At 50.2% G+C, this 12,938-nt stretch carries 9 protein-coding genes; 2 read left to right on the plus strand and 7 right to left on the minus strand.

Going from position 1 to position 12,938, the window contains the following annotated elements; all coding sequences use genetic code 11:
• Positions 1-195 precede the first annotated feature (195 nt).
• Together VFS25_RS21200 and VFS25_RS21205 are read right to left on the minus strand one after the other, a co-directional pair.
• Positions 196-1,104 carry a methyltransferase domain-containing protein gene (locus VFS25_RS21200; protein ID WP_326464183.1) on the minus strand — a complete coding sequence of 303 codons (909 nt, stop codon included), beginning with the start codon at positions 1,102-1,104 and terminating at the stop codon, positions 196-198.
• A 459-nt stretch (positions 1,105-1,563) separates the two neighbouring features.
• Complete coding sequence (locus VFS25_RS21205; protein ID WP_326464184.1) at positions 1,564-3,108, minus strand: acyl-CoA mutase large subunit family protein; 1,545 nt, start codon at positions 3,106-3,108, stop codon at positions 1,564-1,566.
• A gap of 90 nt (positions 3,109-3,198) precedes the next feature.
• Between VFS25_RS21205 and VFS25_RS21210 the strand changes: the two genes are divergently transcribed.
• Complete coding sequence (locus tag VFS25_RS21210) at positions 3,199-4,134, plus strand: M23 family metallopeptidase (RefSeq protein WP_326464185.1); 936 nt, start codon at positions 3,199-3,201, stop codon at positions 4,132-4,134.
• Positions 4,135-4,155: 21 nt separating this feature from the next.
• On the opposite strand, the gene VFS25_RS21215 is transcribed toward VFS25_RS21210, so the two are convergent.
• From VFS25_RS21215 to VFS25_RS21230, 4 genes are all read right to left on the minus strand, one after another.
• Positions 4,156-4,680: a hypothetical protein gene (locus VFS25_RS21215; RefSeq protein WP_326464186.1), complete on the minus strand. Its 525-nt coding sequence runs from the start codon at positions 4,678-4,680 to the stop codon at positions 4,156-4,158.
• A gap of 81 nt (positions 4,681-4,761) precedes the next feature.
• A complete protein-coding gene (locus VFS25_RS21220) occupies positions 4,762-5,955 on the minus strand; it encodes a pyridoxal phosphate-dependent aminotransferase (RefSeq protein ID WP_326464187.1) in 1,194 nt (397 codons plus the stop codon).
• Between the two features lie 153 nt (positions 5,956-6,108).
• The gene (locus VFS25_RS21225) at positions 6,109-6,819 is read right to left on the minus strand and encodes a DUF4397 domain-containing protein (protein WP_326464191.1); all 711 of its coding nucleotides are present in this window, start codon (positions 6,817-6,819) and stop codon (positions 6,109-6,111) included.
• An 85-nt stretch (positions 6,820-6,904) separates the two neighbouring features.
• Positions 6,905-8,098, minus strand: a complete 1,194-nt coding sequence (locus VFS25_RS21230; RefSeq protein WP_326464188.1) for a serine hydrolase — start codon at positions 8,096-8,098, stop codon at positions 6,905-6,907.
• A 179-nt stretch (positions 8,099-8,277) separates the two neighbouring features.
• Here VFS25_RS21230 and secDF point away from each other — a divergent pair, with 179 nt between their 5' ends.
• Positions 8,278-11,472 carry a protein translocase subunit SecDF gene (gene secDF, locus VFS25_RS21235; RefSeq protein WP_326464189.1) on the plus strand — a complete coding sequence of 1,065 codons (3,195 nt, stop codon included), beginning with the start codon at positions 8,278-8,280 and terminating at the stop codon, positions 11,470-11,472.
• A gap of 74 nt (positions 11,473-11,546) precedes the next feature.
• Here secDF and VFS25_RS21240 read toward each other — a convergent pair whose 3' ends face one another.
• Positions 11,547-12,668 (minus strand): glycoside hydrolase family 5 protein, encoded by a 1,122-nt coding sequence (locus VFS25_RS21240; protein WP_326464190.1) that lies wholly within the window; start codon positions 12,666-12,668, stop codon positions 11,547-11,549.
• Positions 12,669-12,938 lie beyond the last annotated feature (270 nt).

A 12,938-nucleotide genomic window follows, 5' to 3' on the forward strand; every position in this document is an offset into this window, starting at 1 on the left:
ACAGCAAAACGCTGATTGCGGGAGATACGCTCCCAAACAATCAGCGTTTTGCATTATATAAAAAGCCGCAGCACTTGCTCCGGCTGCTTTTCAAGTAATTTCTTTTTTCGGTTACAACCCGTACTTTCCCCGGCAAACCGGTTAATACCTTCCGCTTTTTTTACTTTTTACCTTTTTACTTTTTACTTTTTTACGTCAGCGTTCTGTTTTCCACAGTTTGCACTCATACACGATAGAGCTGCAGCGGTCCGTTTCCTTTAAAGCTTTCCGGTAAGATAGCAATCCGTTCCATGCGCCGGCCAGCAGGCGGCCATGGCCGGTTTTGTATTTTTCGCTGAGCAGGCTCACATAAAACGCGTCAAATACCATGGGGTGCTTTTTCACGATCTGCAGGTTGTGCTGCTTCAGCAGCTGCTCCATGGCCATAGGAGAGAAGTGGTACAGGTGCCGCGGTACATCGTAAGCGGCCCAGGCGGCGCCGTAATGCTCTGCATCCGGTGAAGTATAGTTGGGCACTGCTATCAGCACCGCGCCTTCCGGTTTCAGCAAGGCGCCGATCTGCTGCAGGTAGGCATGTATCTCATGCACATGCTCCAGTACGTGCCACATAGTAATGGCATCAAAGCTGGCAGGCGGCAGGGAAAACAGCTGTTCTACCGGCTGTGCTGTTACCTTATACAGTTTCAGCGCATTCTGGCGGGCCTGTTCATCAGGTTCCAGGCCGCTGGCTTTCCACCCGTTCTGCTGCATATAATGCAGGAAAGCGCCGGTGCCGGAGCCAATATCCAGCAGCTGGCCCTGTTTAAGGCCGGTAGCGGCTTTTATCCAGTTGGCTTTTGAGCGCAGTGTAATTTTCCTGACGCTGTGGTATAAACGGTTGATCAATCCCTTGCGGGTTTCAGAATGGCTGATGTATTCCTGCGACTGGTAATAACGGCCTATGCGTCCGCTGCTAGGCACATTTTGTGTAAAGCGCCCGGTACAATGGCCACAATGCCAGATCTCAAACTTTTCTCCTGAAACGGTGTAATCCTGTGCAGTAAGTACCTCTCTGATGTTGGACGACCCGCAAAGCGGGCAGCTGTTATAGTAGATCAAGCGCATGCAAGTGTGTTTACGGTCTGCTGTTGGACAGTTAGCGGACTGAACCGTCCAACTAAATCATTCGCAAAAATAAAGAACAAAGTAAAAGCAAAGGTTAAAAAGTAAAATCAAAATCTTTACTGCAGCACCGCTGCATTCAACTCAAAGGGCAATGTGCGCTTTGCAGCCCAGTGCACAATTTATAACCGCTGTTATTTTCAATGATATGCATAACGCAATTATACATAGCTATTATTTCCGATAGCATGCGCCTGGAAGCGGCGCAGCAGCCGCTTCTTCCTGCAGCCTTTTCTGCAAAGTAACCAGACGGCATTTACTAAATATCCATTGCCACAACGTCCTATACAGGCACCGCATTCATTCCTAATTATTCGCTACATAATTACTTATAATAGTGCTTTCCGCAAGAGCGGAACGGGCAATGCACCGTTTTGCGTTTCGTAATAGAACAATCCGTAATTACCTGTGTTCTCCCCAAATCTTCCGCAGCGTATCAGCAATTTCTCCCAGGGTGCAGTAGTGCTCCACCGCTGTTACCACCAGCGGCATCAGGTTATCGGTGCCGCGGGCCGCGGTTTCCAGCTGCAGCAGCAGCTGCTGTACTTTGCCGTTATCCCGTTTGGCGCGGAGGGCCTGCAGGCGCTCCGTTTGTACCTTGCGGATGCTGTCATCCACCCGGAACAGCTCTGGCGCGGCCGTATCTTCCATGGTAAACTTGTTTACGCCTACAATAATCTTTTCGCCTTTTTCCACCTGCTGCTGGTACCGGTAGGCGCTGCGGGCAATCTCCTCCTGTATAAAGCCCTGCTCAATGGCGCTTACAGCGCCGCCCATGGCATCTATCTTTTCTACCAGCTCCCAGGCGCGCGCCTCTATTTCATTGGTGAGCGCCTCCACGTAGTAGGAGCCGGCCAGCGGATCCACGGTATCGGTTATACCGCTTTCATAACCAATGACCTGCTGCGTGCGCAGCGCAATACGGGCTGCTTCTTCTGTAGGGAGAGAGAGGGCTTCGTCAAAACCATTGGTATGTAATGATTGGGTGCCGCCCAGCGTAGCTGCCAGCGTTTGCACCGCTACCCGCACAATGTTGTTGTGGGGCTGCTGTGCTGTTAAGGTGCTGCCGCCGGTTTGGGTATGAAAACGCAGCATTTGCGCCCGGGTGTCTGTTGCGCCCAACGACCGGGTAATGTGCGCCCACATGCGGCGGGCGGCCCTGAACTTGGCCACCTCCTCAAACAAATGGTTATGCGCATTAAAAAAGAAAGAGAGGCGCTGTGCAAATACGTTTATATCCAGCCCCTTGTCAATGGCAGCTTTCAGATATGCCTTGCCGTTAGAAAGGGTAAAGGCCAGCTCCTGCACCGCATTGGCGCCCGCTTCGCGGATGTGGTACCCGCTGATGGAAATGGTGTTCCACTTGGGCACCTCCCGGCTGCAATACGCAAAAATATCAGTGATCAGCCGCATAGAAGGCTGGGGCGGATAAATGAACGTGCCCCTGGCGGCATATTCTTTGAGTATATCATTCTGTATGGTGCCGGATATTTTCTTCAGGTCTGCCCCCTGCTTTTTGGCCAGGGCAATATATAAAGCCAGTAAAATAAACCCGGTAGCGTTAATGGTCATGGAAGTAGAGATCTGCTCCAGCGTAATGCCCTTAAAAAGGCGTTCCATATCTTCCAGGGAATCAATAGCCACGCCTACCTTGCCAACTTCTCCCTCTGCCATGGGGTGGTCGGAATCATATCCAATTTGCGTGGGGAGGTCAAAAGCTACGCTTAGGCCCATTACGCCCTGCTGCAGGAGGTAATGGTATCTTTGGTTGGATGCTTCTGCAGTGCTGAACCCTGCATATTGCCGCATGGTCCAGAGCTTATCGCGGTACATAGAGGCGTGTATGCCGCGGGTAAAGGGAAACTGCCCCGGCAGCTCCTGCATGGGCACGGGTTGCGTATATACCGGTTGTATTTCAATACCGGCATCTGTAACGTGTTTTTCCATAAACAATGTTACATAATTTTGTTGTTTTAAATCAGGCCTGGCTAGTTTTATAAAACATGTTAGGTTTGCACATCGTTGCACAATATTTATATGTTCATCTACGGAATCCTGTCACTTACCCTGGCGTTAGCATTATTAAGCCTGTATTTTATGTTCCGGGCCACCGGTAAGTCTTTCCGCTATGGCTGGTCGCAAGCCCTCATGGCTTTTTCCTTTGGCGTGTTTATTTACCTGTACGGCACCTGGGTATATCTTACGGTGCATGCCAAGTATGTATTTGGCGTATTGCTGCTGCTTTGCCTGCTATCGGGGCTGGTGCGTAAAAAAAGCGTAAAGGCGCCGCCGCCCCGGCCCTGGAAACGGGTAATATCTTTATTGTGGACCGGAATTTTTGTGCTGTTGTGTGTTACTTATTTTACCGGCACTACGGGCCTCCGGCAAAAGAAGGTGGAGCTGGCCTTTCCGCTGAAAACAGGCCGGTACTTTGTGCTGCAGGGCGGTAAAGGGCTGCCTACCAACCTGTTTCATTACAGCCTCAGGGGCGCCATTTATGCAATGGATATTGTAAAGCTGAACAGCTGGGGCGGCAGGGCCAACAAAATATTCAGCAGCCGGCTGGAAGATTACGAGATCTTTAACGATACCATTTACGCTCCCTGCAGCGGACGGGTGCTGCGGGCATACAGCGATAACCCCGATAATATTCCCCCCAATATGGACCGCGGTCCGCAGAATACCAACCAGGTGCTGCTGGAAACAGACAGCAGCTATGTTTTCCTGGCGCATATGAAAAAAGGCAGCGTGGTGGTGCATGAAGGACAGTGGGTACAACAGGGCCAGGCGCTGGGCTGCGTGGGCAATTCCGGCTTCAGCTCCGAACCGCACCTGCATATCCAGGCGCACGCCAAAACGCCGCCCGGTACGCCCTGGTACATGGGAGAGCCCCTGTATATTTCCTTTAACGGCAGAAGCTATTTGCTATACGAAGTAATAAGACCCAAGCGGGTGAATATGGTGGAGAAGTAATCTGTAATTGATAACCTGTAATTACTTCATGATCTTCTTTGCTTCGGCATTCAATATCTGGCTGGCCAGCTCTGAAGGCGACTCACCAGCCTGCATAAACGCTTCCAGTATGGGAATGTTCAGCTCTTTGGCAGGCGCATCGGCCGGCAGTTGAGAAGCAACCTGGTTAATAAGTGTAATGGTTTGCTCTTTCAGTGTTTTCACCGTTTCCCAGGCAGCAGGAGATACATAGATCTGCTGGGAAATATTATGGTCAAATTCTGCTTTAATGGTTTGCACCAGCGCTATCTGCATGTCTACCACCGTCATTTCCTGGATATACAGGCGGTTGATAAGGCTCTGCGGGTTAATGCGCTCTACCAGCAGCACCAGGCGTTCATAAGCCTGCAGCTGAAGGGGCAGTACAGTGGCGCTGGCATTCGGGTTGGGCGCAGCAGCCGGTTCTTCCTGCTTTTTAGGCTTTACCAGGTCTTTGATGGTCATATATACCAGGGCAATGGCGCCAATTGTAATTACAATGTACAGGAGTGTTTGACTGGATGGCATGAAGTAGCATTATTTTCACGCAAATATATATATTAAATGTGCAAATATGCGAGAAGATGTGCAAATATGCAGATATGCAAATCACTTCAGCTTCCCCAGTCCTTCAGCCAGGCGCTTCATTCCCTCCGCCAGCCTTTCCATGCTGTTGGCATAGGAGATGCGAACACAGCCCGGCTGCTGGAAGGCAGCGCCGGTGACTACCGAAACATGGGCTTTATGCAGCAGGTACATACACAGCTCCGTTGCATTATTAATGGTATTGCCTTCATAAGCAGTACCAAAAAAAGCGCTTACATCCGGGAACATGTAAAAGGCGCCTTCCGGCTCTAACACCTTCAGACCAGGTATGTCGGAAAGGGCTTTATAAACAAAAGCGCGGCGTTCCTTAAATTCCGCTACCATAGCCATAGGCGCTGTAAGATCGCCGGTAAGGGCTGTTATGGCGGCGCGCTGCGTAATAGAGCAGGTGGCAGATGTAAACTGGCTCTGTATCTTATCTGCTGCTTTGGCGATAGCTGCGGGCGCTGCCAGGTAACCCAGGCGCCAGCCGGTCATGGCAAAGCCTTTGCTAAGACCATTAATAATAACAACACGGTCTTTCAGTTCCCCGAACTGCGCAATGCTTTCGTGTTTGCCAACATAGTTAATGTATTCATAAATCTCGTCGGCAATAATCAGTATCTGCGGATGCCGGGCAAATACGGTGGCCAGCGCCGCCAGCTCGTCTTTTGAATATACTGCGCCGGTAGGGTTGCACGGGCTGGAGAACATGAACAGTTTTGTTTTGGGCGTAATGGCCGCTTCCAGCTGTTCCGGCGTAATCTTGTACCTGTTTTCAATACTGCAGGGCACAAACTTTACTATGCCCTGGCACAGCTTCACCAGCTCTGAATAAGTAACCCAGTAGGGGGTAGGGATGATCACTTCATCACCCGGGTTTACAATGCTCATTACCGCATTGGCAATGCTTTGCTTGGCGCCGGTAGATACAATGATCTGTTCCGGCGTATATTCAAGCCCGTTATCACGCTTTAATTTGTGCACAACGGCCTGCCGCAGGTCGGCATAGCCGGCCACGGGAGTGTAGTGCGTATATCCTTCATCAATAGCCTTTTTAGCAGCCTCCCGGATGTGAGCAGGGGTGTCAAAATCAGGCTCTCCAATGCTCATGTCGGCAATATCAATGCCCTGTGCTTTCAGCTCCCGGCTTAATTTAGCCATCTTAATGGTTTCCGGCTCTGAGATACGCGATAATCTTTCTGCAAGTTGTGTCATAACATAAAAAGGATGGTTGACCTGGGCAAACCTACAGTAAAAAAGTGAAAGCAGCACAATAATGTGCAGGGGTATAAACGAAAAATGGGCTGAACATTTTGTCCGGCCCATTTAGAATAACATAAAACTTTTTTCAGCGGCTACTGCAGCGCATTAATTGTGCAGTATTATGCCAACGGCCAGCTTGCGGTCATCGGCTCCGTTTTTATCACCCTTCAGGTAAATGGTATAAGGGTAGCCCACGTTCAGGGGCACATTATCTTTTTGTGCAATCAGTGAGTCTTTACCAGCTGCTTTTATTTTAATAGACACGTTGCCGGAACCGGTTGCATCGGTGGTGTTAAAGACGCCGGGAAAGCCTGCCTGGCCGGCATAATATACATTGCCTGACAGCTTACTATCGTTAATGTACATATCTACCGGGCCTGCGCTGGTGCTCAGGTTATAAAAGCGGTAGTTCACCTTGGAGGTGCTGGTAGATGAATAGTCATCGTGAATGGCGGCCACTTCAGCGCCGGTAATGCTGTCACCATGCAGTATGAGCGTGTAGGATTGCAGGGAGTCATACAGGTTGGTGTCTTCAGCCAGTGTACTGTCTGAACCGTTCTTCTTGAATGTAAAAATATGTATGCCGCCGTCTGCCTGGTATGGTGCGGTAAAATCATAGGTCAGCGCTGACGAGTTCAGCTTGGCGCCATTATCATACAGGTCCATATTTATATGGCCGGTATAAGCACCTATGAACCAGAAATAAGCAGGCGGCCTTTGCGGCGTGGTGTCATCTGATTTCAGACAGGAGGCAAACCCGGTTACAGTCACAACAAGGGCGGCTATTGCCCATAAACGATACTTTTTAGTCCTCATCACACTGATGTTTTTATTGATTTGTTTTAAGAGTTAGATATAGTTACGCTGCCCCTTTGCAGGGCTGCCGGTTCGCATATTTCTTTCATGGTTTGTAACGTGAAAGATCGGGCGGATATTTTCTTTTCCGTTGTAATTCGTATTTATAAAGCACCTGCCCTAACGCCTCCATAAACGGTTTCCCGGTTTTATTAAATTCATAACTGTTGCCAATGGTTCCGTCTTTGTTTACATACACCGTGGCGGCAACCATAAACTCTACCTGGTGGGAAAAGTCCGCAATATAGGCCACATCCGTTAAATATCCATAAGCCCATCCTGGTTTATTATATATGCGGATGTAAGACGGTATTTCCAGCCGCCGGTCGCCTCCATATAACAGAAATTTTACTTTAGCCGCGTAAAACTCCGTGGAATTGTAGGTCGGATGTACTGACTCTGTAGGCAGCCGTGACATACAGCGGTACAGAAACCGGTAATCATCTTCCGTTAAACGGAAACGGCGGTGTTTTGTTACAGCTTCCGGAAAAATTAGGCTCCGCAGTATCATATGCACATCCGGCAGGGAAAGGCGGTTCCGCTTTGAAAAATCCATGGGCCTGTTTATCAGTGTTTTATAACGGTTATAGAAGGCATGGCCAACGCTGTCGTGCCGCGGGCTGAACGCCAGGGAGCTGTACTGGTCCGGCTGGCTGTACACCACCCGGCCATTGGAAACAAACCGGACGGCATTGGTATGGCGGTTACTGTCGGCCGGCAGCCAGCCTACACCGGTACGGGTGCGTATCTGCACATCCGGGTAGCCCATTTCCCACAGGCGCTGGTTAAAGGCGGTCATACCTATAAACTCGTACAGGCGGTTAAAAGCGTCGTTATCGCTCACCAGGAATATCTTTTTTATATAGTTGGCAATACTGGGCAGGCCATTGGCGGCGGAAGTGTCGCGGTACACGGCGCGGCTTACCCCTGGCAGGCTGTCCGTAAACATGGGCGTGTTGCGGTCCAGGCCGGGAATATGCAGGTCGTTCAGCTTTTCCAGCGCCAGGGCCGCCCCCGGCAGCTTTACGGTGGACGCGGGGTAATAATAGCGCCCGGGATCTACCCGGTAATAGTAATCGTGGAAATGAGGGCGGTTCCGGGCGTCCCGGTCAATGCGGGTATAAATAATCTGCAGCTGAAAGCTGTCCGGGTACTGGAATACCGGCCCCAATCGTGCGGCGTTGGCGTGTAAAAGCGTGTCTAAAAAATTATCTGTTGCAGGATAATGGCGGGTTTGCATATATTTGTCGGTGTTGCAGGCCGCTAACAGCATTAAAATAAGACAAAGACAACGCATAGATTGACAGATTGGATCAGCAAAAAAATAGCACGAAAGGCCCATGGCGGACAAGACTTTAATATATCAATTTAAATTCTATCTTTGCAACTCTTAAAAAAAATTTATAAACCCGAACGAATATGCAACTAAAGGGACTGGTTAGAATTTTTGCGGCGGCGCTGATCCTTATATCGCTGTACCAATTGTCCTTTACGTTCCTGGTGCGCAACTACGAAAAGAAGGTAGTGGCGCAGGCTACGAACGATGTGACCAAACAATACCCTACACCTGAACAGAAATATCCGGGTAACAAAGAGCAGCAGGTTTTTTATAAGGATACGCTGGACGACCTTGTAAAGCTGCGCAGGCAGGAGATCCTGGATAGCGTAAGCAACAAGCAGATCGCAGGGTTCCCCTGGTATATAACCTATACCAAGGCCAAGGAAAGAGAGCTGAACCTGGGTCTGGACCTGCAGGGCGGTATGAACGTGGTGCTGGATGTAAGCGTGGAAGACGTGATCCGCGCCCTGAGCGGCCAATCCAAAGACCCGGCCTTTAACAAAGCCCTGGAGCTGGCCAGCCAGCGCAAGAAAACCAGCCAGTCTGATTTTGTGTCCCTGTTCGGTAGCGCCTATGAGGAAGTGCAGCCCAATGGGCGCCTGGCCGCCATTTTTGCCAATGCCTACGAAAAAGATATTAATTTCAACTCCACCAACCAGCAGGTGCTGAACGTGATCCGCCGTGAAGCCAATGCAGCCATCAAAAACACTTACCTGGTGCTGCAAAAGCGTATCGATAAGTTCGGGGTAGCACAGCCCAATATCAGCCTGGATGAAACAAAAGGTATTATTTCCGTGGAGCTGGCCGGTGTGGATAACCCCGACCGCGTAAGGAGATACCTGCAGGCCAGCGCTAACCTGGAGTTCCGCGAAACTTACAAGAACAACCAGGATTTTGTGGTAGGCGTGCTGCAACCAGTAAACGAAGCGCTGAAAAACGCCCTGGGCGGCAAAAGCGCTGTTGATACAGCTGCTGCCAAAACCGACTCCGCGGCGCTGGCTGCCAGCGATACTGTAAAAGGCACCGGCGTGGATACTTCCAAAACCGCCAGCCTGGAAAGCTACCTGGCTAAAGACAGCGCCGGCAAAGGTAAAAAAGCCGATTCTGCCAAAACACAGGCCGAGCTGGAACGCGATTTTGCCAAAACAAACCCGCTGTTTTCCGTATTACGCCCTTATATTTCCCAGGACGGACAAATCATTCCCGGCCCGGTAGTAGGGGTGATACTGCCTAAGGACACAGCCACTTTCCGCCGTTACCTGCAAATGCCGGCCGTAAAGAGCCTGATCCCGAAAGACCTGGTGTTTGCCTACGGACAGGAAAATAAAAATGACCGTAACGGCGCCATAGAAGTATATGCCCTGAAGGTGAACCCCACCAACCCGGTTCCCCCGGTAAGTGGTGAAAGAGTGGTGGATGCCCGCCAGGACTATGACCAGAACGGCAGCCCCGAGATCAGCATGACCATGGACAACACCGGCGCGCGCGAATGGCGCAAGCTTACCGGTCAGCTGGCGCCCTCTAACCCGGACGACCGCTCTACTTATAATTATGTAGCCATTGTGCTGGATGGTATTGTGTATTCCGCACCTTCCATTCTCGGTGAAATATCCGGCGGCCGCTCCTCTATTACCGGTAGCTTTACCGTAGAGGAAGCCAAGGACATGGCAAACATTCTCAAATCCGGTAAAATGCCCGCTCCTGCGCAGATCGTTTCTGAAGTAGTGGTAGGGCCTACCCTGGGTGCAGAGTCTATTGCGGCAGGCGCCAAATCATTCATCATCTCCTTTATAATTATATTCACCCTCATGCTGGTGTACTACAACACCGGTGGCTGGGTTGCCAACATTGCCCTGATCCTGAACCTGCTGTTTACCGTAGGTATTCTGGCTTCCCTGGGCGCCACGCTAACCATGCCTGGTATTGCCGGTCTGGTATTAACCATTGGTATGGCAGTGGACACGAACGTAATTATATTTGAAAGGATCAAAGATGAGCTGAGCCGGGGTAAAAGCTACCAGCAGGCAATTGAAGACGGTTACAAACGTTCCTACGCCCCTGTGCTGGATGGTCACATTACCTCCCTGCTTACCGCCATCATCCTGTTTTACTTTGGTTTGGGCCCGGTACTGGGCTTTGCAACCACGCAGATCATCGGTTTGCTGCTGTCCCTGTTCTGCGGCATCCTGGTATCCCGCATTGTAACAGATTGGTGGACCAACAAGAAAAGGCACTTTGAATACTTTACGCCTATATCCCGCAAAATATTCAAACACGCAGCTTTTGACTTTGTAGGCAAACGTAAGATCGCTTATGTAATATCCGCTGTTGTAATGGTAATGGGCGTTGCATCTTTCTTCCATGGTTTTAAGAAAGGTATTGATTTTGAAGGTGGCCGCAGCTTTACCGTACGTTTTGACAAGCCGGTGAATGAAAATGAGATACGCAGTGATCTGAAAGAGGTGTTTGGTGCGGAGCCTTACGTAAAAACCGTAGGCGGCAGTGCCAACCAGCTAAGCATTACCACTTCCTATAAAGTTGAGGAACAAGGCCTGGCAGTAGATAAGGAAGTCACCCAAAAACTGTTTCAGGGCCTGAAGAAATATTATGATGCCGGTGTTACTTATGAAGCGTTTACCTCTAACCGTTATATCATCGGTTCGCAAACCGTATCGCCCACTATTTCGGACGATCTGCGCGCAGGCGCCATTAAGGCTACGGTATTGTCGCTGGTAGTGATATTCCTTTATATACTGCTCCGCTTCAATAAGTGGCAATATTCCATGGGTACCATCTTCTCCCTGCTGCACGACGTGCTGGTAACGCTGGCTGTGTTTTCGTTCTGTAAGGATATTGTGCCCTTTACCCTGGAAATAGACCAGCACTTTATTGCGGCCATATTAACGGTAATAGGCTTCTCCATGAACGATACGGTGATCGTGTTTGACCGTATTCGTGAATACTTCCGTGAGAAGAAAAGCGGCGAACACCGCGATACTATCATTAACCGCGCGATTAACGATACGTTAAGCCGTACGGTAATGACCTCCCTGACCGTGTTCCTGACCATCCTGATCCTGTTCATCTTTGGCGGTGAGGTAACCCGCGGCTTTGCATTTGCCATGCTGATTGGTGTGGTTACCGGTACTTACTCCTCTATTTTCGTAGCAGCGCCGGTGCTGGTTGACTTTGACCACAAGAACGAGCTGGCGAATGAAGGAGAGGCAATACCTGCTAAAAAAGTGGTAAAGCCCGCAGCAGAGGTTAAGAAATAAGTATTCAGCTTAGAATGTTTGATATTAAAGGTCCGGGCATGTACCGGACCTTTTTTTATGGGGTGTAATTTTTATCACCTTGTCAGCGCCTTCAGCAGGTCCTTATCCGGTTCTGCATCTAAACCTTCGCCAACCAGGCCAAAATTGTTGCTTTTATAGTCCCAGGTGCTCCAGGCAATGTGATTGCGCTCCAGCACCTTGCGCACATCTTTGTACCAGCGCAGGCGGTCTTTATGGGGCACGGTATTCATACAGCCCCATTCCCCGCAATACAGGGGCATATCCAGGCGCTGCGACAGGCGGATGGCCGGCTGCAGCTGCGCCTGTATGGTATCGGCATTATACACCTTATTGGCGCCGTACAACAGGTTGCGGATGGTGGCAGGCAGCGCATCCAGCTCTTTGGCGGTTACAGTAGCGCCGGGGTAGTGCACCGGCCCGGTGTAATCACGGATGCGGGTCCAGCCGGCCATATGGTGCGTAAGCACAAAGGGATTGTAATAGTGAAAGCTCAGGATAATATTCGGATCTGCCTCCGGCACTTTCAACTCCGGGAAGGTAGTAATGGACTGCCAGCGGTTGCTGCCAATAACAATCACACGCCTGGGCTCTGTTTCCCGGATAACGGCTATGCCACGGGCCAGCAGCTCGTTCCACTGGGCGGCGCTGTCGGCTACCGGTTCATTCAGCAGCTCATACGCCAGCATGGAAACAGGGTATCTTTTCATTTCCGCGCTCAGCTCGCGCCAGCACTCCAGGAACCAGTCCTGTGCCTGGGGCTGTGTCCACAGCGGCTTTACAGTGGCGTCAAAATAATGGCTGCGTAATATGTGCAGGTCCAGCACTACGTTCAGGTGGTGCAGGTAACACCATTGCATGGCCTGATGGAGCAGCTCAAAAGAGGCTCTTTTCTTGCTATGGTCCTGTTCCCACAGCTGATCCTCATCCACGGGCAGGCGGATATGGTCAAAACCATGCTGTTTCAGGAAAATCACATCCTTTTCCGTAAAAAAGGTGGCCCGGTCCCTGCCAAAGTGCCTGCTTTGCGATAACCAGTGGCTGATATTTATACCCCGTTTCAGCACCAGCCTGCCGTCATTTCCCTTTTTCTGCGCCCATAAAGCAGTGGGCAGCAACAGGTTAGAGAGCAGCATGCAGGTGAAAAAGAAATAAATGACAGCGTTCCTGATCATCATAGGGAGAATTTTTTAAGTATATAGTAAACTACAAATTAACAGGATAATTGATGCGTTGCCAAATTTCATCATCCTGTAGCACCGCGTTCCCCTTTTGCTGCAAACTGCACAGTTGCTCTAAGGCTTACACACGTTATGGCACACATTTTTTGAACATAACTATACCATCTTGGTTTAAACAATCAACAAAAAAAGGAGGTTTTTATGTCTTCATTAACAACAACCGACCATGATACCATCCGCAAATGGGCAGAAGAACGCAACGGCAAA

It is taken from the genome of Chitinophaga sp., assembly GCF_035761305.1.
GTDB lineage: Bacteria > Bacteroidota > Bacteroidia > Chitinophagales > Chitinophagaceae > Chitinophaga.

What these genes read in the sequence shown, in the direction of transcription:
- VFS25_RS21205 (WP_326464184.1), bottom strand. Translation starts at nt 3,108, where the DNA reads ATGGAAAAACACGTTACAGATGCCGGTATTGAAATACAACCGGTATAT.
- VFS25_RS21210 (WP_326464185.1), top strand. Translation starts at nt 3,199, where the DNA reads ATGTTCATCTACGGAATCCTGTCACTTACCCTGGCGTTAGCATTATTA.
- secDF (WP_326464189.1), top strand. Translation starts at nt 8,278, where the DNA reads ATGCAACTAAAGGGACTGGTTAGAATTTTTGCGGCGGCGCTGATCCTT.
- VFS25_RS21240 (WP_326464190.1), bottom strand. Translation starts at nt 12,668, where the DNA reads ATGATGATCAGGAACGCTGTCATTTATTTCTTTTTCACCTGCATGCTG.
- VFS25_RS21230 (WP_326464188.1), bottom strand. Translation starts at nt 8,098, where the DNA reads ATGCAAACCCGCCATTATCCTGCAACAGATAATTTTTTAGACACGCTT.
- VFS25_RS21215 (WP_326464186.1), bottom strand. Translation starts at nt 4,680, where the DNA reads ATGCCATCCAGTCAAACACTCCTGTACATTGTAATTACAATTGGCGCC.
- VFS25_RS21225 (WP_326464191.1), bottom strand. Translation starts at nt 6,819, where the DNA reads ATGAGGACTAAAAAGTATCGTTTATGGGCAATAGCCGCCCTTGTTGTG.
- VFS25_RS21200 (WP_326464183.1), bottom strand. Translation starts at nt 1,104, where the DNA reads ATGCGCTTGATCTACTATAACAGCTGCCCGCTTTGCGGGTCGTCCAAC.
- VFS25_RS21220 (WP_326464187.1), bottom strand. Translation starts at nt 5,955, where the DNA reads ATGACACAACTTGCAGAAAGATTATCGCGTATCTCAGAGCCGGAAACC.